This is a genomic window from Ornithinibacillus salinisoli, from assembly GCF_042684965.1.
GTDB lineage: Bacteria > Bacillota > Bacilli > Bacillales > Amphibacillaceae > Ornithinibacillus > Ornithinibacillus salinisoli.
In genome coordinates, this window is sequence record NZ_JBHUMI010000009.1 from 103,913 (window position 1) to 127,114 (window position 23,202).

The following is a 23,202-nucleotide window of genomic DNA, read 5'->3' on the forward strand; positions in this document are numbered from 1 at the left end:
TAATAATATCTTACTATTATATAAATCAATAAAATAATAGCAAAACGAAACAATTGACACATAATTTACATATTATCACGTTTTATTACTATTTTCATGTTCAAAAATAGAAAAAAACCTTGCATTGTTTTCGATTGTCTGCTAGAAATAATGTAGGGGATATTTGATAAGCTTCAAAATACTGTGTCCATGTTTTGGGCAGCTACATATTTTTGCTAAATGAAGGCTGAGATGCCTTTTATTTTATTTTATATATGACATTCACAAAATTGTCATATATCATCTGATAGGCAGTCAATATCATGTAGCAAAATAGAATATTCAATTCGTTCCATGATACAATGAAGAATATAATAAGGATACTTAAGGGAATAGTAATAACGAATAGTTCTATAACTACTCAAAAGTATGCTTATTTAGATGTGTTCCTTAAGTCAGGAATATGAAGGGGGGATAATCATAATGAACAAGGCCGAGACAACAACTTCTTCACAGGTGTTGGGGAATGTAACTGTATCAAAGGAAAATAAAACTTCATTATTATCAGACTTAAAAGCTCTCATTAAAGTTGGTATTGTTAATTCAAATTTAATGACAACCGTTGCTGGTTTTCTATTAGCACTTCACTTTACCAATTCCTCGTTTACGGCAAATTGGGACATATTAATACTAACAATAACTGGGACTGCACTTGTTATAGCGGGTGGTTGTATTCTCAATAATTGGTATGATGTAGATATCGATCCGAAGATGACTCGAACTAAGAAGCGTCCAACGGTGACAGGTAATTTATCACTAAAGACAGTGTTAGGCCTAGGAGTTGGATCAACTGTTATTGGATTGATCTTATTGTTATTTACAACAATGGAAGCTGCCTTCATAGCATTATTTGGCTGGGTTGCTTACGTAATCTTATACACCATGTGGTCTAAAAGAAGATATACACTTAATACAGTAGTAGGTAGTTTTTCTGGTGCAGTTCCACCATTAATTGGTTGGACAGCAATCGAACCAAGTCTTCATATCGTGCCAATTGTTCTGTTTCTCATTATGTTTATATGGCAAACTCCACATTTTCTTGCATTAGCAATGAAAAAAGTAGATGATTACAAAGCAGCTAATATTCCAATGCTTCCAGTTGTATATGGATTTGAATTTACAAAGCGACAAATTGTCATTTATATTGCTTGCTTACTGCCATTACCATTTTTCCTGCTGGAATTAGGAACCATTTTCGTAACGATTGCTTCGTTACTAAATGTAGGGTGGCTAATTTTAGCGATAAGAGGATTTTTTGTAAATGATGATTTGAAATGGGCAAACATGATTTTTATCTATTCATTAAATTATTTAACAATTTTATTTGTAATGATGGCAATAATAACTATCGATTTCCCTATTAATTAATATAAAAAATAAGGATGAATGAAGTAGAAAGAGAGGTATAAATACATGTTAGGTTGGATGGGAAAATTTAGAGCTTTATTCCTATTAAGCTCATTAGCACTAGTATTATCTGGCTGTGGTAAGGAAAATTTAACAGCTTTAGTACCTAAGGGGTATGGTGCTGAGTCTTCATTGGATTTAATTATTTTAACAACCGTTATCATGCTATTTGTTTTTGCGATAGTAATGGTAATTTATGTGATTGCACTCGTGCGTTTTCGTAAGAGAAAAGGTCAGGAAGATTACATACCAAAACAAGTTGAAGGAAACCATACTTTAGAAACTGTATGGACAGTGATTCCAATCCTGTTATTGATCATCATTGCGATACCAACAGTTATTGCAACATTTGATTTAGCTGATGAAACTGATGCAAAAGATGCAATCAATGTAAGTGTTACTGGGAATCAGTATTGGTGGCATTTTGATTATGCAGGAGAAGAAATACAAACTAGTCAGGACTTATATATTCCTGTTGGTGAAAAAGTATATTTAAACATGCTTTCTTCTGATGTTATTCATTCACTATGGGTTCCATCACTATCAGGTAAAATGGACGTAAACCCAGAAAATGAAAACACCATGTATATTGAAGCGTATGAAGAAGGCGTTTACTGGGGGAAATGTGCTGAATTCTGTGGTCCTTCTCATTCATTAATGGACTTTAAAATTGTAGTAGTAAGTCCAGAGGAGTATGAGCAATGGATAGCAGATATGCAAAATGTAGATCCAGAAGCAGAGCCTGAAGATGCAGTAGCAGCAGAAGGTCAAGGATTGTTTGAAGAGAATAACTGTATGGCATGTCATGCAATCGGTTCATCACCAGTTCAAACAGGTCCGAATTTAACGAATATCGGAGACCGTTCACGCCTTGCTGGTACCGAGGAACTGACAAAAGCCAACTTAGTAGAATGGCTTAAAGACCCTGAAAAATTAAAACCAGGAAATAAAATGACAGATAAATACCCATCACTTTCAGATGAAGATGCTGATAAGATTGCGGAGTATTTACTACAGTTACAGCCTTCTGACATAACACCTGAAAGCGCTGGTAACTAATTAATAAAATAGGGATGGAAGACGTAAAAGGGAGGTTTAACTTGTGAGTATAGCTACTCAAAATAAAGGCTTCGGCGCCGTGTTATGGGACTACTTAACAACAGTTGATCATAAAAAAATAGGTCAATTATATCTGTATGCAGGTGGTTTGTTTTTCTTACTCGGCGGATTAGAAGCAATGATTATCCGAATACAATTAATTAAGCCTGAGAATGATTTCATTACTGCAGGTTTATATAATGAAATGATTACAATGCATGGTACTACCATGATATTCTTGGCAGCCATGCCACTTTTGCTAGGCTTAATGAACGCGATTATGCCGTTACAAATTGGTGCTCGTGATGTAGCATTTCCATTCTTGAATTCATTGGGTTTTTGGATGTTTTTATTTGGTGGAATCATGCTAAATGTAAGTTGGTTTACAGGTGGTGCACCTGATGCAGGTTGGACTGCATATGCACCTTTATCAACAACATCTCCAGGACATGGTGTTGACTATTACATAATGGGACTACAGCTTTCTGGTGCGGGTACATTAATGGGTGGTATTAACTTTTTAGTTACTATCGTTAACATGCGTGCACCTGGAATGACTTATATGCGTATGCCATTATTTACATGGACATCATTTGTAATAAGTGTGCTAATTCTATTTGCATTCCCAGCATTAACTGTTGGTCTTTTCCTTTTGATGTTTGACCGTATGTTTGGCGCAGCGTTCTTTGATGTTGCATTAGGTGGAAATAGTATTATTTGGCAACATATCTTTTGGATATTTGGTCATCCGGAGGTATATATTCTGGTATTGCCGGCATTTGGTATATTCAGTGATATCTTCTCCACTTTCTCTAAAAAGCGATTGTTTGGTTATACAGCAATGGTATTTGCTACGATTTTAATTGCTTTCTTAGGATTCATGGTATGGGCTCACCACATGTTTACAGTAGGCATGGGGCCGGTAGCAAACTCCATTTTTGCGATTGCAACGATGGCTATTGCAGTACCAACAGGTATTAAGATCTTTAACTGGCTATTAACATTATGGGGTGGAAGTATTACGATTAACTCTGCCATGTTATGGGCATTAGGTTTTATCCCGACATTCACACTAGGTGGGATGACTGGTGTAATGGTTGCAGCATCTGTTGCCGACTACCAATATCATGACACATACTTTGTTGTAGCTCACTTCCACTACGTTATTGTTGGTGGTGTAGTATTTGGTATTTTTGCAGGTCTACATTATTGGTGGCCGAAGATATTTGGAAAAATCCTACATGAAGGAATGGGTAAGATAACATTCTGGACTTTCTTTATTGGATTCCATTTGACATTCTTTATACAACATTTCTTAGGCCTAATGGGTATGCCACGTCGTTACTGGGTATTCCTAAAAGACCAAGAGTTAGAAACTGGAAACTTAATTAGTACAGTCGGGGCATTTTTCATGGCTTTCGGTGTAATAGTATTTTTGATAAACATCATTTACACGACAGCTAAAGGTGAAAAAGCACCTGCTGATCCTTGGGATGGTCGTACATTAGAGTGGGCGATTTCTTCACCACCACCATACTATAACTTTAAACAATTGCCACTTGTTCGTGGTTTAGACCCATTATGGATTGAGAAAATGGAAGGTAAAGGAAAAATGACTCCTGCAGAGCCATTAGGAGATGTTCACATGCCAAATGGATCTATCATTCCTTTCATTATGTCTCTCGGATTCTTTATCGCAAGTTTTGGTTTCATTTATCAAACAAATTACAATATAGCTTATATTTTCCTATTCGGAGGAATGGCTATTGGTTTAGGTAGTATGTTAGTTCGATCACTTAAAGATGATCATGGCTATCATATTACGAAAGAAGAACTAGAAAGGGAGGCTGACTAATATGAGTCACGATCATTCCTTGAATCCAGAAACTATGCCACATAATCCAGAGAAAGCTACACTTGAAGGCAAAAATAAATTTACGGGTCTTTGGTTCTTTCTTGGAGGAGAGACAGTTCTTTTCGCAAGTTTATTCGGTACCTATTTAGCTTTAAAAAATTCAACAGCTGGTGGTCCTGCAGCAGAAGAACTATTTGGCTTAGAACTAGTTTTCATTATGACAATGTTGCTACTTACTAGTTCATTAACTAGTGTATATGCAATGTATCATATGAAAAATAATGATTTTAAAAAGATGCAGTTATGGTTAGCGATTACGGGATTATTAGGACTAGGATTTCTTTCTTTAGAAATTTACGAGTTCTATCACTATATTCACCATTATGAGTTTACATTCCGTTCATCTGCTTTTGGTTCAGCTTTCTACACGTTAGTTGGATTCCATGGTGGACACGTATTGTTTGGACTTTGCTGGTTAGTAGCTATCATGGTTCGTAATGCTAAAAGAGGTTTGAATTTATACAACGCGCCTAAATTCAACACGTTCAGTTTATACTGGCACTTTATCGATGTAGTTTGGGTATTTATTTTCACAGTTGTATACTTGATGGGGAAGGTGGGGTAAGCAATGGCAAATGACACCAAAACCGGAATTGATTCGTTCCATAAACAAAAGCATAAAGACGAAATGGTAAAACAGATAATTACGTTTGCATTAATGATTGTTTTTACAATTATTGCATTCGTTGTCGTATTAACTGAAATGGATAAATTCTTCGCACTTCCTTTATTACTGTTACTAGCAGTAGTACAGGTCGGATTCCAATTTTATTATTTCATGCATATGAAGGATAAGGGACATGAAATGCCGTCTTTAATGATCTACGGCGGGATTGGAGCAGCGATCATAACCGTATTAGCTCTTACCTTAATCATTTGGTGGTAAGCTTAAATGAGAAAAAGATCAGGATGTTTCCTGATCTTTTTTCACATTGTATATTCGGTAAATTCTACCAGTCATTGTTTGATTTTACGTAAAATGTCACATTTATTAGGTTTTTCAGTTCGAAAATACGTTATACTACAAACTATACTAGCTTTCTTGGAGTGAATTTTTATGTGGTTAGAACTACAGATTTTTGGATTTCGAGCATTATGGAGTCCGTATTTCTTTTTATTTGTAATTGGACTAGGGATATTATATTTTCTAGTAACAGGACCACTACGTCATAAATTTTATGCTGGGGCGGAATCAGTAAGTGTCAAACAGCAAGTATTCTTTTATACTGGTTTAGTATTACTTTATGCAGTGAAAGGATCTCCAGTTGATTTATTGACGCATATTATGCTCACAGCACATATGATGCAAATGGCGATTTATTTAATTGTATTTCCGATCCTGATCATAAAGGGGATACCAACCTGGTTGTGGGAAAAGGTTCTACTAAAGCCATTGATTAGACCTGTTATGAGATTGTTAACCTTACCACTTATATCAATTTTATTATTTAATACATTATTTTCGTTGTATCATATACCAGCAGTGTTTAATTTTGCTAAATCGTCTTTGGTTGCACATACGTCCATTTCGATCATCCTATTAGTTGCTGCTTTTATCGTATGGTTTCCGGTAATTTCTCCTTTGAAGGAATTTGATCGGATGAAGCCACTCGGAAAGATATTTTATATATTCGGTAATAGTGTATTAATTACGCCTGCTTGTGTCCTTATTATATTCTCCAATGTACCACTTTATGAAGCGTATAGTGCCGGTGGTGCATGGTTACAAGCGATGAGTCTATGTGTACCTGCAGATATCTTAAATGGTCTTGCATTTGAAATATCTGGCCCAGAAATGTTCTCAACAATGAGCGCATTGGAGGATCAGCAACTTGGGGGAATTATTATGAAAATCATGCAGGAAATTACGTATGGTGTAATTTTAGCACGAGTTTTCTATGGTTGGTTTAATCCCGAAAGTCATAAGATCGATCCGCTACCAGTGGCAAATGCAACAGAGTCACATTAACAGTTATTAAAATTTTCACTATCGAAAAGTACAATACAAAAATTATTGTGCTTTTCGCCCCTATGAACTAGTAGTATGGAATGGTTGAAGTAAATGTTGAAAGGAATTGTAGTAAATGGCTATATTACCGACAATAAGTACATTTTTTATATTGCTAAGTGCAATTTTAGTAGCAATTGGCTGGCGATTAATCGTAAAAGGAAACAAAAGAGCGCATAAAAAAGTTATGATTTCTGCTGCAATAAGTGCATTATTGTTTTTTATTATCTATGCTTCTCGTACGATATTTGTAGGAAACACTAGTTTCGGTGGACCAGAGGAGCTAAAAATATATTACACGCTCTTTTTAGTGTTTCACATTTGTTTAGCAACTACAGGAGCAGTTTTCGGTATTGTTACATTAGTATTGGCATTTAAAAGGAAGATCTCGATACATAGAAAAGTTGGACCCATTACTAGTGTGATTTGGTTCTTTAGTGCTATAACTGGAATAATGGTATATTTATTGCTCTATGTTTTATATGATGGTGGAGAAACTACGAGTTTAATAAAAGCTATTTTAGGAACATAAAAAAACAGTGTGAGAATGAACTCTCACACTGTTTTTATATTTTTATATCCCATTTTATTATTCCAGCTTCTCTTGCTGAATTAAATAAAATTACTGACAGCGGCCCTAAAATAAATCCGAAAATACCTAGTAGTTGTAACCCTAAAAACATTGCGATTAAGGTTGCTAGCGGTGATAGTCCTATATGGTGTCCCATCACTTTTGGCTCTACCGTTCTTCGAATAGCTAGTAGGATGATAGCTAACAACGATAATTTAATCCCCATCGCGATATCTCCGGCTAAAAACATAAATAATGCCCATGGCCCTAATATGATGATGGAACCTATTATAGGGATTAAATCTATTAACCAAATGATGATCGACATCACGATTGCAATATCAGGTACGATGAGAAATAGACCGATTAATGTAACTAAAAATATCGGGATACTTACAAGGAATTGCGCTTTAAAGAAACCAACGATTACACTTCTAACACGACTTGTCATAAAGGACACTTTTTCCGCTGTTTCCTTTGTCATTAGTTGATAGGTTTTTTCTGTTAATTTTGGTAATTCTAGCATAAACAAGAACAAAGCAATTAAATACACAATAAAACTAATTAAATACTCTGGTATTGCTGCAAAAGCGGAAGAGATTCTTTCAATCGTTATTTTATCTCGAACGATTTCACTTAAATCAGTTATGTAACTTTCAATACTGTTTGAAATATCTTCAAAAAATTCAGGTGGCAAATCTTTCGTGTATTGTCTAAGTTCTTCTTCCCAATCGGCATATATTTCTTTCAGTTGTGTGACATAAGTAGGTACGGTCTCTACAAAAGTGACGGTTTGCCCAACTGCTTTCGTCACAATAAATGTTCCGACAAACCCAGTTAGTAATATAAATAGTAGAAATACGATTAATACAGAGTTGCTTCTACTAAGTTTAATTTTCCCTTGAATCAATCGTATAGCTGGATTGAGTGCCAGTGCGGTGATCAGGGCAATTATTAATGGGAGTGATATCGGTAAAATAAAATAAAGCATTAATAATAAGACAATTGCTAAAATTATTAAATTCCATTGACGTTTCGTAATTTTAAGGAACAAAAGGCATATGGTCTCCTTTCAAAAGCTCTAAAATTAAATCTATTACCTATGAAAAATATAGCATGTATTTAAGGTTTTGAACAGATTTATATTGTTAAATCTATATGAAGAAGCCAACAGCTCATACATAGCTGTTGGCAGATTGTAAGGTTCATACGTAGCTATTATTTTTCGTAAGAAGTTAATTCTTCTTTCACTTTCGCTACAAGCTTATGAGCACGTTCAACAAGATTTTCTGGGAAATTTTCTTCTTCACCATATTCTACACCATGTGGATAGTAATGCTTACCTAAGAGTGGTGTCAATAATTTTATAACAGCATTTCCACGATCTACATCACCTTCAAGAGCATAACCTTGAATTCGGATATAATATGTAATATTTTTTTCTTTAGAACCAATTTTATAATCATATGTAACACGTTCATAATCCCATTGACCTGCTCGAATAAAAGCGTGTTTACCCATAATATGATCAAGGGGTTTAAGATCCATAACGGTATCTTCAATTCCTAAATTCTCTAGTTTCATCTTTTTACACCTCACAATTTATCATCACTAAAACTATAATAGTACGAAATACTCTAACTTGCAACGGAAAAGGAAAACATTTTCAGACTGGCTAGATAATGCGTTCATGAAATTGAAACAAATTTTAGACATTATAATTATTTAAATTTAGTATAACGAGTAAGCATGTAATTATAATCTAGTACATATAGTTAATTATATGAACAATTGAAAGAAGGAGATTATAGATGCGCTTATTACGAAGTATAATTACTCTAGTAGTCATTGCCATAACAATATTTTTCTTTCTTGATAAGAATAATGTGATCCCAAGAGAGGCAATAGACCATATAACACTAGTTTTAGATGAGAAGAAACATGATGTACCTACTAAAAAGATACCAGAAAAAATACGTACTGATCAAAAACTAGCAGGGGATCTATTTCATTGGATAGGTAGGGAAACCGATGAATTAATAGAAAAGTATGGGGAGCCAGAACGGAAAGATAGGAGTGCGTATGATTATGAATGGTGGGTCTACTCAAATGCGGAAACGAAGTATATGCAATTTGGTGTAATCGATAATGAAATTAAAACTATTTTTGCAACTGGAACAGAATTGGAGATAGAACCATTTGTAATCGGAGACACCTATGAATCAATCGATAAGGTTCTTTCCTTTTCGGATGAAGTAACCTATAATAAAGGACTCTCATCATATACATTCCAATTAAATGACGAAGATGTAAATAGACGTCCATTAGCCAAGGTTACGGATGATTTATTTATTCAAAGCTATTTTGATACGTTTACGAATCGTCTTTCTTCTATACGAATTTTGTCCGGAGATATACTATTACAACATCGCCCATATGCTTTACAGTATCGGGGAAACCTTCCAGAATCACCAGATTTTAGTGAAAAAGAGTGGCACACCATTGAAAGTGGGATGGAAAAACAAATTTTTGACATTTCTAATGTAATTCGTCAGTCTAATGAAAAATCGTTACTAAGTTGGGATGACACAGTACATGAAGTTGCCTATTTACACAGTAAGGATATGTATGAGAACAATTATTTCTCCCATTACGGTTTAAATGGAGAGGGTTTAAAAGAGCGACTTGCAGATAAAGATGTTTATTATTTTGCTGCTGGAGAGAACATTGCTGCTCAATATGTAGATGCACCTGCTGCAGTAGAAGGATGGTTAAATAGTGAAGGACACCGTGAAGCTTTACTGAGTAGTAAATATACTCATTTGGGTGTCGGTGTTTTTCGATTCTATTATACACAAAACTTTTTAACGAAACCGTAAGAAAACGCATACTTCACATGCGTTTTTTTGTTTGGCTGTTTTCTAAAAGATTGTTGCTTTTTCCAAGTAATGAATCATAATGAATAGTTGATGTAAAATGTGCAATAACTTTCGCTTGGATTTACTTTCTTTCACACTTTCGAAGGGATTGCTATACAACCGCTCTGGCAGAATACTTCGCTTTCACTTCCAGCACAAGTGCGACATCTGTTCAAGCTCCTTTAGGTCGCTTTTACAGTGTCTACTTTGCCGCGGGCACGGCCTCAGCCAGGGTACTTCTCGATTATGCTTCTCCGTTCCCTTGCGCCGAGGAAATATACTTCGGAGCGTAACTGGAAGACGCAGGCGCATCTGCGGGGTCTTCGGACACGTGCTGTTCCCGCAGGACAAGTGTTTTCGGTGGGCCGAGTAATCGCAGGACAAGGAATGCTACGGCAGCATTGCATCGCACGAAGAAAATTGATTTATATTTTCGAGGAGTCTACGTATTCTGCCTACGCTGATGGTAGTAATCTGGTTATGGAGTGGTAGTAACCCATGCTATCAACATTCAGTGAGGCTCTTCTATCCAATACATGTAATGAAGTTGTAATCCACTATTCTAGCGGAAGAAATACACGAAGACTCCTGCGGGAGGAAAGGCATCGGTGAGACCCCACAGTGCGTAGCACGAGGAGGCTCACCAGCCGCCCGCGGAAAGCGAAGTGTATTTCTGGAGCGAGGTTTGGTGCAGTACATTTAATCTCAAATTTCACCACGTTTTTCATAATGAGTTGCTTCGCATTCTATATAAAAACAGCAACAAACTATACGAAAGAGTCTTTTGTTTTACAAAAGCCCTAGATTTCTACCAATAGTCATTTTGCACATGGTATACCCCCTTAGCATAAATTATTAAAGGATAAAATGTATAAATGACTAGTTTTTATGAAAATGGGGTGAACGACATGAGCGATGATTTACATCCGAAAATTGTTGCTTTCAAACAATTCATTAATGATCATCCGAAACTTAGAGAAGAAATAAGAAAGAGTGGAAGGTCATGGCAAGAATATTATGAAAAATGGGTACTTCTAGGAGAAGATGATCCAATGTGGCAGGAATTTGGAGAAGATGATAATAAGTCAACGAAAAAGTCAGGGAATAAGTCTGAATTCTTCAACCAATTGATGAAGTTAACGGAGAATGTTGATGTGGATAAAGTGCAAAAACAAGTTCATGAACTGAGTGGTACAGTATCAACATTACAAGAATTACTTGGTCAATTTCAAGATAAGAAGAAAGCGAATCCGATGACGAGAAATCAACCATATAATTGGTTTCGGGATTGACTTCGGATATGAATAAAACATGCTATGATTATTTAAAATCTCGTCCGGAGTTATTACATTTTGTTCGTCATAATCCAATATGGTATCGTTACTTGTCCAGGGATCCGAGTAGCTTACCTGAAATAGAAAAGGAAGCAAAGCGGTTTTATGGTAAGACTTTTCCGCAACAAGTTGAAAAGATAAATGGCCACGTACAGATGGTAGGTATGTTGTTGCAATTTGCTGAAACGATGAAAGATTAGACGTTTTCATTTTCACCAGGGAGAAATAATGGTAAGATAAAGGTGGAGGTGATTTACGTATGATAGCTACCCTAGAATATGTTGATCTTTTGGATCGAGCTGAATTATTAGGAGATATGATCATACATTCCGATGTTGTTAAAGCTTTTCAGAAAGCACGTCATGATCTGAACACCGACCCGGAATCACAAATGCTTATCAAAGCATTTAATGATATAAAAGAGCAATATGAAGAAGTCCAACGATTTGGCAGATACCATCCTGATTATAATGAAATTATGAAGGAAGTGCGTACATCTAAACGCGAAATGGACTTAAATGATAAAGTTGCTTCTTATAAAATAGCTGAACGCAATCTTCAAAAATTGCTAGATGAAATTAGCGGATATATTGCCCATAGTGTTAGTAAAGATATTAAGGTTCCAAAGGATGGGGCTGCCTTATCTGATGGTGGTTGTGGTTGCGGAAGTGGCGGTAGTTGTGGTTGTAAAGCTTCCTAAAAAGAACATATGGAACTACTAATTATAGTCTGATAATCAAAGTAAAATAAGGATGTTAGTGGGGAAACTCAATGAGAAGAAAACGACAAGGAATCATTGTTTGGTTTCAGCATATGAAAAACGTAAAGCAACTGAAACGGTATGGTCATTTACTGTATACATCAAAAAAATTAAAATACGCAGTCATCTATGTTGACCACTTAGATACAGATGAAATCGAGGCTAAGTTGTTAAGACACTCTTTTGTCTCACGTGTCGACCGTTCTTTCAAGCCTGAAATTCGTACAGATTTTGAAAATGCAAAACCAGATAAAGCAAAACAGTATGATTACAAAATGGGTATTTAATTCCTTTGCGGTAGTTTTATCCGCAAAGGTTTTTTTATGGTCTAGGAAATTATAAAATTTAATGCCTGTGGATACTTCTTGGCAGGAACAGCCACGTCCAGCGACTAGCGCAACTCCCCTCACCTTCGTACGATAACAGTTCGACATAGTCGAACATCCTTAAACTGTAAGATTAAAGGAAGGCCGACTAAAATCGGGCTTTGCGCCCAACGTCGGCATACCCCTATGAAGGGGCATGTTTCCTTTATCTCCTACGGGGAATGTTCAATTAAAACCACCACTTTGCGTGGCAACATTGAACCACCAGCGTTACGCTGGCGCTGTTAGTACGTCGCTACGGCGCACAGGACGTGCTAGTACAGGCGTTGCCACAGGACGTGGCGTTTTTAGCCTGTAAGGGCGCTTGCGCTTTAGTTCTTAAACATAAAAAAACCTGCAGAAATAATTCTGCAGGTCCCTTTGTTTTCTTGTTAGAAAACAAAAAGGCAAAGGGAGAGGAGAAACCGGAGGAGAACTTATGGGGAAGTGTAAGTCTCTTCTCCGTGTTTTGAAACAACCAAGCTACGCATTAGCTGTCTCATATGTTATTATGTACAAGGGTAAAAAATATATACATCCATTGGTCTATTATTTTTTACACATTCAAAACTGCAAAATAAAATGGTTTATGGTAGGATTAATGTCGAATAATGTCCATATGAGGTGTTTGCATGCGTGTAGTAGCAGGATTACATAAAGGAAGACAAATAAAAGCTGTTCCAGGGAAATCTACGAGACCGACTACTGACAAAGTTAAGGAAGCTATCTTCCAAGTAATTGGCCCATTTTTTCAAGGCGGAAATTGCCTTGATTTATTTGCAGGAAGCGGATCATTAGGGATAGAAGCAATTAGTAGAGGGATGGATTCATGTATTTTTATTGATAAACATCCAAAAGCTATACATACCATCTCTGAGAATATAAAGAATTTGAGACTAGAAGAGAACTCGGAAGTTTTCCGTACAGATGCTTATCGAGCATTAAAGGCTTCCGCAAAAAGAGGAATTACTTTTAACCTAATATTTCTAGATCCTCCTTATGGAAAAGCGAATTACACGGAATTAATTAATGAGATTGAAAAACATAATTTATTAAATGAAGAAGGTGTCATTTATTGTGAACATGACCCTAACGAGAGATTTTCCTTCCCAATAGATAATTTTGATATTATGAAGCAAGTTAATTATGGGGGGACGATAGGAGTGACTATCCTTGCAAAGAAAAACAAGTCCTAAAATTTATATTGAGAGAGGTTACATTAATGAGTAGATTGGCGATATGTCCAGGTAGTTTTGATCCAATTACATATGGACACTTAGACATTATTCAACGAGGATCTGCAATATTTGATGAAGTTATTGTTGCAGTCTTTAATAATCAGTCCAAAAATCCACTATTCTCAGTTGAAGAACGAATGCATTTAATAAAGGAATCTACGAAAGATCTCCCAAATGTTACGGTAGATGCAAGTGATGGCTTATTGATTAATTATGCCAAACAAAAGAATGCCCAAGTAATATTAAGAGGGCTACGAGCTGTAAGTGATTTCGAATATGAAATGCAAATTACTTCTATGAATAGAAAATTAGATGAAGAAGTTGAAACACTGTTTATGATGACGAATAATCAGTATTCTTTTTTAAGCTCCAGTATCGTGAAAGAGGTTGCGAAATACAAAGCTAACGTTTCCGATTTAGTACCAAAAGTTGTAGAAAAAGCGTTACAGCAAAAATATAATAAGTAAGCGATCTGATGTTGCACGAATGGTGCAACATCTTTTGTTAATTTTTCCTCTGACGATTGACCAGAATGAAGGCGCCAATAGATAGAAAGAGGATTGTAATAATTGGTCCGATTTGAGCCATTAACTCTAATACTTGAAATAGTTTTTCTTCCTGTATAGGTTTAGTAACTGGAACTTCATCCATCTCAAATACATGTCTATTTACGTATAATGGTTTGTATAGCAAGATGATTAAAAAACTAGCGATAAACCCGTGTAGAATTCGAGCGAAAAAATAAGGAGCAAAACGTATATCTGTCTTGGAAATAATACTTGCTACCTGTGCTTGTACGGAAAAACCGTTGAAGCCAAGTATAAAACTCACGATGATAATACTTGCTAAGAATGGATCGGTAGCTACTTTGGAAATAAGATTTGCTCCAATCGTTATTTCAAATAATCCAGATATAAAGGGGAGAGCTAATTCTACTGGTAATCCAATCATTTGGAAGATAGTTTGAAATAAAAATGCTATTATGGGCGTTACCTCTATTAAAAATAATAATTTCGTCACAACTGAAAATAAAATTATGAATCCACCGACCATAACTAACGTCTTTATCGAATTTAATACAGCATCCCCCATGACCTCTCCAAGCGGACGAGTATCCATCATTCGTGTCTCATGCATTTCTCTAAAAGCTCTTCTCAAGGAAGCTTTTCGTTTACTTTTATAGGGTTTGTCCTTTTTATCTTCTGATTTACCATAAAAGCGCATGCATATTCCTACTAGAGCATTTCCGACATAATGACATGTTGCAAGTAACAGACCAAGCTTTGCGTTATGAAAGAAACCTACCGAAATTGCTCCAAATATAAATAGTGGACTAGATGCATTTGTGAAAGAAACAAGTCGTTCTGCTTCTATTCGTGAAAGTTGTTTTTCTTCTCTTAATCGAACAGAGATTTTTGCGCCTGTGGGATAACCGCTTGCCATTCCCATGATCCATGCAAAGCTTCCGGCACCGGGGACATTAAATAAAGGGCGCATTACAGGCTCAAAAACAACCCCGAGGAAGCGTACAACTCCGAAACTAAGCAATAAATCTGCTATAATGAAAAAAGGTAATAGTGATGGAAAGACGATTTCCCACCACATATCTAATCCACGGATACTTGCTTCAAGGGCATCTTTGGGGAATTTTATTAATGTAAATGCAAAGAAAATGGTAAAACCCGATAGCATTAATGTTTTTACTATTTGTTTCAAAGTTTTGCCTCCTAAATGGTGAATCATGACTGTACTTATTTTGGTGGTAATAGTAAAATGATTCTAGTTTGTATCATTTGTACAGTTCTGAGATATTTTTTTAGACAAGTATTCATGCCTATATCAATATACGCACATACGTCATAAGTTTATGCCATACACTTTTACATAGTAAGTGAAGATTGGATGTTGCGTAACGACGTATTAAGGATTAGAACAAATATTTTTTATTATTTTATTAAGGAGTTTTTGTATGAAGTTTACAAAAAAACAGATATTACTCTTAGTTATTGTCGTTGTTATAGCGATATTCCTATCAGCCTATAGATTGCCATACTATATTCAAAAACCTGGTGGAGCAGATGCACTGAATCCGATTGTTGAAGTGGTTGAAGGGTATGAAAGTGAAGGGGATATGCATTTAGTAACAGTAAGAGGTGGCCAAGCAACTCCCGTTCAATATTTATTAGCAAAATTATTACCTCACCAAGAAATCTTACCCATCCACGAAGTACGGCCTGAGGGTATTTCTGAAGAGGAATATATTCAAATACAATTACAAATGATGGATAGTTCACAGGAAAAGGCAATTGTTGTTGCCTATGAGGCTGCCCAAGAAAATATAACTATTGAAGATAATGGTGTTTACGTTGTATCTGTATTGGAAGGTGTACCTGCAGACAATATTTTAAAGATTGGTGACCTGATTACATCAATTGATGATATACCAATGCAAAGCGCAGAAGACTTGATAGGTTATGTGGAAAATAAACAAGCAGGGGATAGTATTACCATTGCGTTTGAACGAGGAGAAGAGAAGTTAGTGGAAAGTATTCCCCTTGCCGAGTTAGAAGAGTTAGATAACAATGTTGGAATTGGTATCAGTTTAGTGACAGACCGAAAAATTCAAGTAGACCCCGAAGTGAATTTTTCCAGTGGTAGCATTGGTGGCCCTAGTGCAGGACTCATGTTTTCCTTGGAAATATATGACCAATTAACAGAAGAAGATTTAACAAAAGGCTATGAAATAGCTGGTACAGGTGAAGTGGATTATGAAGGAAATGTCCTTCGAATTGGAGGAATCGATAAGAAGGTAATCGCTGCTGATCGGGAAGGATGCGATATCTTTTTTGCTCCAAATGAAAATGGAGCTAGTAACTCAAACTATGATATAGCGAAAAAAACAGCAGAAGAAATTGGAACAGATATGGAAATAATTCCTGTTAATACATTTCAAGATGCCCTAACTTACTTACAGGAGCTCGAAAAAAAATAGACCTCAAGGTCTATTTTTTTTCGAAAATTGGACTGTATAATTCTTGTTTGAATAGTTTTTTTCTGTATTCGATTGGTAAAATACTATAGTATGCATGTGATGCTCTTTCTTCAAGAGAGAGCATTGGATGATTGTTCCGACTGAGTTTGGTAACAATCGGTACATCCATTTGTTTTTTCTTTCCGTTTAAATAAGCCTGTCCTTTCTCTGTTAGTCCTAGCAATCTTACATACGGTATAGAAGTTTTTATATTTAAAGAATCTATCTCTGATTTTTTTGTATTGGTTAGTAAATGTACGAATATACGCTGAATTCTTGTCCAAGTATAGCGTTTCGTTTTAATCTTCGAAATCCAATCATGAAAAGAAGTAGCATGATTAGCTGTTTTTTTGATGCGATATTCAATACCTTCCTCCATTCCATGAATCGAAGCGAGTTCGTTTATTTCCATTGTCTGCACACGGTAAAGCAGAAAATGGAAATAATTCTCCCAAGAATGCCATGTTGAAGCTTTTTGTTGGTAGTTGTTTAGCTGTTGAATAGTGGTTGTTGGCATTGTATATTGGATTTCCTTTACAGATTGTTTATTGCTAAATAAATGCTTACGAATACTTGTGGCACTAGCGATTGAGCTAGTGACAGTTTCATCATGAAAATTATTGCTTGTTCGTTTAATAGTAAGTGGATTTATTGATAATTCCTCATCCATAATGGCAGACACATAACTAAATCCTAAGATATTGTTCGGTTTTGACAAATCAATCGCATTGGAAGTTAGTCCAATTGCTTGGTAGGCTTCTTTACTGGCTTCTGGGAAGGACAAGCCTTTATCTAATGCCTTTGTTAAAAATTCCTTATATGTTGATTCTTTTTTCATTCGGGTTTCATATCCAGAAAGAAATGGGGCAATATCCCCAGACTCACTCCCGAAGCAAATACTATCAACTCCGACTTCGTTTAATGTTCGAACAGAACCTTTGGCAAATAAGTTACTACTTTGAACCGCATAGGTATATGGCAACTCTAACATGATGTCTATACCTGTCTGAAGCGCAGCTTTTGTACGGTGGTATTTATCCATAACGGCGGGTTCACCACGCTGCAAAAAATTACCGCTCATTACTGCGACCATACAATCTGCACCAGATATTTTCTTAGCCTCATTAATATGGTAAACATGACCATTATGAAATGGATTATATTCAACAACAAGTCCACATGCTTTCATAAAAACACTCCTACCTTCTCTAGTATGGTATATTGTACCAAAAATTCATTTTACGTGCATGATAATGTATGAAATGGTACTCTTTAGTTCATGACTATTGGAATGGATAATGGGTATACTATGTATAAATTTGAGCAAAATTTGTATTCTGTAAAGAAAATATATTGACAAAACACCATTTTCCTTTTACAATTACTCTTGTTGCCTTGGGGTGAAAACAATGAAATTTACTGTAGCACAAATGAAGAAATTAGGGTTTAATGAGCCTTTTACATTTGATGAAAAGGTTGATGTTTCTGAACTCGAAACAATGAATAATGATATACGTCGAATTGACCCAGTTCATGTACACGGAGACTGTACGGTTCAAGGGGATCAATTTATCTTTTCATTTACAATTCGTGGTGAAATGATATTACCTTGTGCACGAACACTAGTAGATGTAGAATATCCTCTTGATATTAAAGCTAGGGAGATTTTTACTACTTCTTCTTACCTTGTAGATGATAACGATATTGAAATTCATCTAATTGATGGAGAAGTGCTTGACTTAACGCCGTATATCAAGGAAAATATTTTATTGGAGGTTCCTTTTCGAGTGTTTTCTGATGAAGCGGATGACCAACAAAGCTTCCAACCAAAAGGAAATGATTGGGAAGTAACTTCAGAAGATGCAAAAGAAAAGAAAATAGATCCTCGTCTAAAGAAGCTTGAGAGTCTATTTAAAGATAATGAGAAAGAAAAATAAGAATATCCGATTCAAGTTTTGCTTTCGTATTTGAAGGAGGTGTAAGTCATGGCAGTACCTAAAAGAAGAACTTCTAAAAAAGTTAAAAATCAACGTCGTACTCATAAAAAATTACACGTACCTGGCATGGTAGAATGTTCAAATTGTGGTGAACTAACAAAACCACACCATGTATGTAAATCATGTGGACAGTATGATGGTAAAGAAGTAGTAAATAACTAATGATACCTGAGAAAAACAGATCACCTATGAAAGTGGTCTGTTTTTTTTATATGTGAAAACGAGGAGGTAGTCCCATGAAAGAGTTGGTCCACTATCAACGAAAAAATAATGATTATGGCGTAATAATGTTAGATCGTCAAGAAAAGCATAATGCAATTTCTAAGCGTATGGCTGAAGATTTCAAACGTGCTTTATATACAGCGAGAGAAGATCACGTAAAATTATTAGTAATTACTGGAGCTGGCAATAAGATGTTCTGTGCAGGTGGTGACTTAATTGACTTTCATGCTGACTTATCTCCTGAATCATCCTATGAGCTATTAAACTATATCAAGGAGATCCTGTATGCGATTGTTACTTTTCCTGTTCCAACAGTGTGTTTGTTGAATGGAAATGCGTTAGGTGGGGGATGTGAAATAGCCACCGCTTGTGATTTTAGAATTGCAAAGGCTTCTACTACTTTTGGTTTTATCCAATCAAAACTTGGGATTATTCCTGGGTGGGGCGGTGGTGCACTATTATATGAAAAAGTTCATTCTAGTTTTGCTTATCAATGGTTAATGGAAGCAGAAACATTTTCAGCTGAATATTTACAGCGACAAGGTTGGTTACATCAATTAATTCCAGAAGAAAGATGGAAGAATCAAGAAGCATTATTACATATGTACATAACAAAATCATATAATCAAATGAAAGCTTTAAAGGAACAGTATATGGAAGAATTAAATTTGCCTCGACTTTCTGAAAAAATGAATAAAGAAGTTCAAAACTGTGCCAACCTTTGGGATTCCGAGGAGCATATACATGCAGTCCAACAATTTTTAAAACAAAAGTAATAAGAAAAAATTAGCTTATAATTTAAAATTTCCTTGGTAAAATACTAAAGTGTGATTCTATCACTCCTATTTTTAGCATACATTGATAGCAAATAGATAAGGAGTGATGTTATGAATGCTACACGGCAGGATGCTTGGACGGAAGACGAAGACGTAATACTAGCAGAAACAGTACTTCGTTATATCAGGGAAGGAAAAACACAACTAGAAGCCTTTAAAGAAGTGGCAAAACAATTATCTCGTACATCAGCAGCTTGTGGTTTTCGTTGGAACGCAACAATCCGAAAGCAATACCAAGATGCGATCTTACAAGCAAAAGAAGAGAGAAAGCGTGGTAGTACACCACCATCTGGACAGACACAGTTTTGGAGTTCAAATCCAAAATCATCACAAGAAAAAGATACCTTAGAAACAGCAATACTACTTTTAGAGAAAATGAAATCTGGATACTTAGCAAGTCAAGATATTCATAAACAAGAGAAACTGCTTAATCAGTTGAAAGATGAAAATGAAAAGTTGAAAGAGAAGCTATCTCGATATGAAAATGCTTGGACAGAGATGGGGAATTTATGGCAATGGGTTAAAGAGAAAAAATAATGGATATGTTTAAAAAATGGGTACTGTTTTCTTGATTGTAGTTTATTGCTTTCATAAAAAACCCAATAATAAAAAGACATGAATGATAGTGTTTTGAAATCATTCATGTCTTACATACCCATTTCATATTAAACAGCTTTTTCATTTACTCCTTCAGGTAACCAGATTAAAGGATTTTCACCTAAATCTCTCTCCATATCATACTTCGCTTTTTGAAAGTTCATCTTCTCCCAGAAACCATGAGAATTGATTCTAGGATTTGTTTTTATAGGCAAGTCATATTTTTTTGCAAAATCTACTAAAGCTTTTCCGTACCCTTTCCCACGGTAATGTGGAAGCACTTCCAATTTCCACAATTCTAAATAATCTTGTGCCGGGTCAAAATAGGCATCGTATTTTTTGTCTACTTTGTATAAACTCATTCTAGCTACGAGTGTATCACCGTAATAAATTCCGTAGAAAGGTGATTCACTATTATTTTCTACAATATTTGATTGAAGGTCCTCTAACATGGATAATTCTTGATTACCATACTCTTTAAAGCGCTTAAATTCTTCTAATGTCTTATAGTTGATTAAAAGTCTTTCAACTTTTACTTCTTGCATAAAAACATCCTCCCCCGATGTCAGAATAAGATATTGTAATTGTATCTTTTATATTATTATAATATAAATTGTCATAGAAATAAATAACATTAGCGGGAATCCTATAATTGTTAAGAATTTTCAAGCGAAGGTAATAGTCAGCAAAATCGTTATTCGTGAAGTATAGTTAATTACATACTTGCATGATTATAAATTTACATGTATCAATGAGGAGCAAGTGGATATCTTTTTTATCAGGTTAAAACAGATAACATGAAATTTTCTCGTGAATTATGTACAATACGAATTGGACATGAAGTGATTTGTGAAACAGAAACTTTAAAGGAGCATGTAATCTTATGCAGGTAGAACCAGTACATATAGAAAACCAAAGTCAGTTAATACGTGATTATCGAAGTACAAAACAAAATGTTATGCAGCATTTTGATTACACAGCATCGTTTAAAGAAATGAAGCAACGTGTGAGTGATATAAAGGGACGCGACTATAATCGTGATCAATTAGTAGATGTCTTAATTCAATTAAATAATCAATGGAATGCTCCAAAAAGTACGTTGACCAATATCGAACGGTTAAGAGATGAAAATAGTGTCGTAGTAATAGGTGGGCAACAAGCTGGAATATTAACAGGACCATTATATTCTATAAATAAAGTTATATCGATTGTTCAATTAGCTAGGATGCAAGAGGAGAAATTAAAAATACCAGTAGTACCTGTCTTCTGGATTGCTGGAGAAGACCATGATTTTGATGAAATTAATCATGTATATAAGCAAGAAAAGAATAAAATGAAAAAGCATATTTTAAAACAAAAAAACATTGATAAACAGTCTGTCTCCCAAATTGAATTAGAAGAGCAGAATGTAATACATTGGCTGGATGAGCTTTTTGAGGGATTGGCTGAAACGGAATATACAAAGGATTTATATTCTTTAATCACAGACTGTTTGGCGAATTCTAATACATATGTTGATTTCTTCGCCGGATTAATATTTAAGTTATTTGACGAAGAAGGTCTTGTGTTAATTGATTCTGGTCATACTAGCGTTCGTAAGCTAGAGAGTAATCATTTCTTAAATATAATAGAAAAACAAACACAACTTAGTAAGCGAGTTTATGCTACGGAACAACATTTAAAGCAAGACGGTTATTCAATATCATTGGATGTTGACCCTGATGATGCCCATTTGTTTTATCATCACAACAAAGAACGGATTTTATTGAAGCGAGATGAACATGGTAATTGGGTAGGAAAGCAAAATGAGGTGAAATTAACAACAGAAGAATTGCTTGAAATAGCTCGTAACAATCCAGAGTTATTGAGTAATAATGTAGTCACTCGTCCACTAATGCAAGAATTATTGTTTCCTACTTTAGCTTTTATTGGTGGACCTGGTGAGATAAGCTATTGGTCGGTTTTAAAACCAGCATTCCATATCATGGATTTGAAAATGCCACCAATTATGCCTAGATTGTCATTTACATACATGGATCGTAAGGTTGAAAAGTTATTAGCTAAATATAATATTCCCGTTGCTGAGGCAATTAATAGGGGAATCGATGTTCGAAAAATGCAATGGCTCATGTCGCAGTCTAATCCTCCGATACAAAAAGTAGTACAAGAGTTGAAACGTGTGATGGAAGAAGCACACAAACCACTAAGAGACTATTCTAGAAATATTCGTGCAGACTTAGGGGACCTGGCAGATAAAAATTTATTACACCTATTTAGTGAAATTGAATTTCTTGAAGGTAGGATAATAAACACGCTAGAGGAAAAGTATAATAGAGAATTAATGGAGTTTGATTACTTAAACAATTTTCTTCATCCAATGGCAGGATTACAAGAGAGAGTATGGAACCCACTATTTTTTATTAATAATCATGGGTTTAACTTTATAAACAAATTAACAAAACATACATGCTCGTTTGAACAGGATCATTACGTGGTGTACCTTTAAGACTCTGCTTGGAGTGGTGAGTTAACGGAGCGGACATGGCGTACGTTATTTCTTAAAATAATCTCATTTGAAAATGTTATCGGACATCACGTACGTTATATGCTCTAATTCGTACCAGAATACCTGCCATTTCGGTTAATAACGGAACAGATGTCCTTTAAGCCCCTTTATTACCCAATTTTGTCACAAATAAGGGAAGAATTGTCCGTTTCCCCGTTTCCCCGGTTCCCTGCGGAAAGCGACTGCCCACACGGTTGCAGTTACTTCGCATTTTTCTATAAAGCGAAACATAATATCTAGTTTCTTTTAACGTTCCCGTTTACTCCAAACGGGAACGTTATTTTTTATGTGGAAAAACTC

General features: G+C 35.4%; 25 protein-coding genes. 20 read left to right on the top strand and 5 right to left on the bottom strand.

What is annotated here, in order from left to right:
* Positions 1 to 462 precede the first annotated feature (462 nt).
* From cyoE to ACFSTA_RS05445, 7 genes are all read left to right on the top strand, one after another.
* A complete protein-coding gene (cyoE, locus tag ACFSTA_RS05415; RefSeq protein WP_377555557.1) occupies positions 463 to 1,407 on the top strand; it encodes a heme o synthase in 945 nt (314 codons plus the stop codon).
* A gap of 45 nt (positions 1,408 to 1,452) precedes the next feature.
* Positions 1,453 to 2,505 (top strand): cytochrome c oxidase subunit II, encoded by a 1,053-nt coding sequence (gene coxB, locus ACFSTA_RS05420; protein WP_377555558.1) that lies wholly within the window; start codon positions 1,453 to 1,455, stop codon positions 2,503 to 2,505.
* 43 nt (positions 2,506 to 2,548) lie between these two features.
* Positions 2,549 to 4,399, top strand: a complete 1,851-nt coding sequence (ctaD, locus tag ACFSTA_RS05425) for a cytochrome c oxidase subunit I (RefSeq protein WP_377555559.1) — start codon at positions 2,549 to 2,551, stop codon at positions 4,397 to 4,399.
* A gap of 1 nt (position 4,400) precedes the next feature.
* Positions 4,401 to 5,024: a cytochrome c oxidase subunit 3 gene (locus tag ACFSTA_RS05430; RefSeq protein WP_377555560.1), complete on the top strand. Its 624-nt coding sequence runs from the start codon at positions 4,401 to 4,403 to the stop codon at positions 5,022 to 5,024.
* A gap of 3 nt (positions 5,025 to 5,027) precedes the next feature.
* Entirely contained in the window at positions 5,028 to 5,345 is a 318-nt protein-coding gene (ctaF, locus tag ACFSTA_RS05435) for a cytochrome c oxidase subunit IVB (protein WP_377555561.1), read from the top strand.
* A gap of 171 nt (positions 5,346 to 5,516) precedes the next feature.
* Positions 5,517 to 6,428, top strand: a complete 912-nt coding sequence (gene ctaG / locus ACFSTA_RS05440) for a cytochrome c oxidase assembly factor CtaG (RefSeq protein ID WP_377555562.1) — start codon at positions 5,517 to 5,519, stop codon at positions 6,426 to 6,428.
* A 115-nt stretch (positions 6,429 to 6,543) separates the two neighbouring features.
* Positions 6,544 to 6,999 (top strand): DUF420 domain-containing protein, encoded by a 456-nt coding sequence (locus ACFSTA_RS05445; protein ID WP_377555563.1) that lies wholly within the window; start codon positions 6,544 to 6,546, stop codon positions 6,997 to 6,999.
* Between the two features lie 34 nt (positions 7,000 to 7,033).
* Here the strand turns inward: ACFSTA_RS05445 and ytvI are convergent, their stop codons facing one another.
* Together ytvI and ACFSTA_RS05455 are read right to left on the bottom strand one after the other, a co-directional pair.
* Complete coding sequence (gene ytvI, locus ACFSTA_RS05450) at positions 7,034 to 8,092, bottom strand: sporulation integral membrane protein YtvI (protein WP_377555564.1); 1,059 nt, start codon at positions 8,090 to 8,092, stop codon at positions 7,034 to 7,036.
* Between the two features lie 164 nt (positions 8,093 to 8,256).
* Entirely contained in the window at positions 8,257 to 8,622 is a 366-nt protein-coding gene (locus ACFSTA_RS05455; RefSeq protein WP_377555565.1) for a YugN family protein, read from the bottom strand.
* A gap of 227 nt (positions 8,623 to 8,849) precedes the next feature.
* Here ACFSTA_RS05455 and ACFSTA_RS05460 point away from each other — a divergent pair, with 227 nt between their 5' ends.
* The 7 genes from ACFSTA_RS05460 (at position 8,850) to coaD (ending at position 14,120) form a co-directional block, all read left to right on the top strand.
* Positions 8,850 to 9,917: a CAP domain-containing protein gene (locus tag ACFSTA_RS05460; RefSeq protein ID WP_377555566.1), complete on the top strand. Its 1,068-nt coding sequence runs from the start codon at positions 8,850 to 8,852 to the stop codon at positions 9,915 to 9,917.
* A gap of 947 nt (positions 9,918 to 10,864) precedes the next feature.
* Entirely contained in the window at positions 10,865 to 11,248 is a 384-nt protein-coding gene (gene ylbD / locus ACFSTA_RS05465) for a spore coat protein YlbD (protein ID WP_377555567.1), read from the top strand.
* An 8-nt stretch (positions 11,249 to 11,256) separates the two neighbouring features.
* On the top strand, positions 11,257 to 11,490 hold the full coding sequence (locus ACFSTA_RS05470) for a YlbE-like family protein (protein ID WP_377555568.1): 234 nt from the start codon (positions 11,257 to 11,259) through the stop codon (positions 11,488 to 11,490).
* A 59-nt stretch (positions 11,491 to 11,549) separates the two neighbouring features.
* A complete protein-coding gene (locus tag ACFSTA_RS05475) occupies positions 11,550 to 11,990 on the top strand; it encodes a YlbF family regulator (protein ID WP_377555569.1) in 441 nt (146 codons plus the stop codon).
* 71 nt (positions 11,991 to 12,061) lie between these two features.
* Entirely contained in the window at positions 12,062 to 12,337 is a 276-nt protein-coding gene (locus ACFSTA_RS05480; RefSeq protein ID WP_377555570.1) for a YlbG family protein, read from the top strand.
* Between the two features lie 710 nt (positions 12,338 to 13,047).
* The gene (gene rsmD / locus ACFSTA_RS05485; RefSeq protein WP_377555571.1) at positions 13,048 to 13,611 is read left to right on the top strand and encodes a 16S rRNA (guanine(966)-N(2))-methyltransferase RsmD; all 564 of its coding nucleotides are present in this window, start codon (positions 13,048 to 13,050) and stop codon (positions 13,609 to 13,611) included.
* 26 nt (positions 13,612 to 13,637) lie between these two features.
* Positions 13,638 to 14,120 carry a pantetheine-phosphate adenylyltransferase gene (gene coaD / locus ACFSTA_RS05490; RefSeq protein ID WP_377555572.1) on the top strand — a complete coding sequence of 161 codons (483 nt, stop codon included), beginning with the start codon at positions 13,638 to 13,640 and terminating at the stop codon, positions 14,118 to 14,120.
* Positions 14,121 to 14,157: 37 nt separating this feature from the next.
* On the opposite strand, the gene ylbJ is transcribed toward coaD, so the two are convergent.
* Positions 14,158 to 15,369 carry a sporulation integral membrane protein YlbJ gene (gene ylbJ / locus ACFSTA_RS05495; RefSeq protein ID WP_377555573.1) on the bottom strand — a complete coding sequence of 404 codons (1,212 nt, stop codon included), beginning with the start codon at positions 15,367 to 15,369 and terminating at the stop codon, positions 14,158 to 14,160.
* Positions 15,370 to 15,622: 253 nt separating this feature from the next.
* On the opposite strand from ylbJ, the gene ACFSTA_RS05500 reads away from it, so the two are divergent.
* Positions 15,623 to 16,645: a SepM family pheromone-processing serine protease gene (locus tag ACFSTA_RS05500; RefSeq protein WP_377555574.1), complete on the top strand. Its 1,023-nt coding sequence runs from the start codon at positions 15,623 to 15,625 to the stop codon at positions 16,643 to 16,645.
* A gap of 10 nt (positions 16,646 to 16,655) precedes the next feature.
* On the opposite strand, the gene ACFSTA_RS05505 is transcribed toward ACFSTA_RS05500, so the two are convergent.
* Complete coding sequence (locus ACFSTA_RS05505; RefSeq protein ID WP_377555575.1) at positions 16,656 to 17,873, bottom strand: nucleotidyltransferase; 1,218 nt, start codon at positions 17,871 to 17,873, stop codon at positions 16,656 to 16,658.
* Between the two features lie 220 nt (positions 17,874 to 18,093).
* Here ACFSTA_RS05505 and ACFSTA_RS05510 point away from each other — a divergent pair, with 220 nt between their 5' ends.
* The 4 genes from ACFSTA_RS05510 to ACFSTA_RS05525 all read left to right on the top strand — a co-directional run bounded on the left by ACFSTA_RS05510 (position 18,094) and on the right by ACFSTA_RS05525 (position 20,276).
* Positions 18,094 to 18,621 (top strand): YceD family protein, encoded by a 528-nt coding sequence (locus ACFSTA_RS05510; protein ID WP_377555577.1) that lies wholly within the window; start codon positions 18,094 to 18,096, stop codon positions 18,619 to 18,621.
* Positions 18,622 to 18,669: 48 nt separating this feature from the next.
* Entirely contained in the window at positions 18,670 to 18,843 is a 174-nt protein-coding gene (gene rpmF / locus ACFSTA_RS05515) for a 50S ribosomal protein L32 (protein WP_019378535.1), read from the top strand.
* 74 nt (positions 18,844 to 18,917) lie between these two features.
* A complete protein-coding gene (locus ACFSTA_RS05520; RefSeq protein ID WP_377555578.1) occupies positions 18,918 to 19,679 on the top strand; it encodes an enoyl-CoA hydratase/isomerase family protein in 762 nt (253 codons plus the stop codon).
* 111 nt (positions 19,680 to 19,790) lie between these two features.
* The gene (locus ACFSTA_RS05525) at positions 19,791 to 20,276 is read left to right on the top strand and encodes an RsfA family transcriptional regulator (protein ID WP_377555579.1); all 486 of its coding nucleotides are present in this window, start codon (positions 19,791 to 19,793) and stop codon (positions 20,274 to 20,276) included.
* A gap of 128 nt (positions 20,277 to 20,404) precedes the next feature.
* On the opposite strand, the gene ACFSTA_RS05530 is transcribed toward ACFSTA_RS05525, so the two are convergent.
* Positions 20,405 to 20,881, bottom strand: coding sequence for an N-acetyltransferase (locus tag ACFSTA_RS05530; RefSeq protein WP_377555580.1), 477 nt, complete (start codon positions 20,879 to 20,881; stop codon positions 20,405 to 20,407).
* 338 nt (positions 20,882 to 21,219) lie between these two features.
* Between ACFSTA_RS05530 and bshC the strand changes: the two genes are divergently transcribed.
* On the top strand, positions 21,220 to 22,842 hold the full coding sequence (bshC, locus tag ACFSTA_RS05535) for a bacillithiol biosynthesis cysteine-adding enzyme BshC (RefSeq protein ID WP_377555581.1): 1,623 nt from the start codon (positions 21,220 to 21,222) through the stop codon (positions 22,840 to 22,842).
* Positions 22,843 to 23,202: the final 360 nt, after the last annotated feature.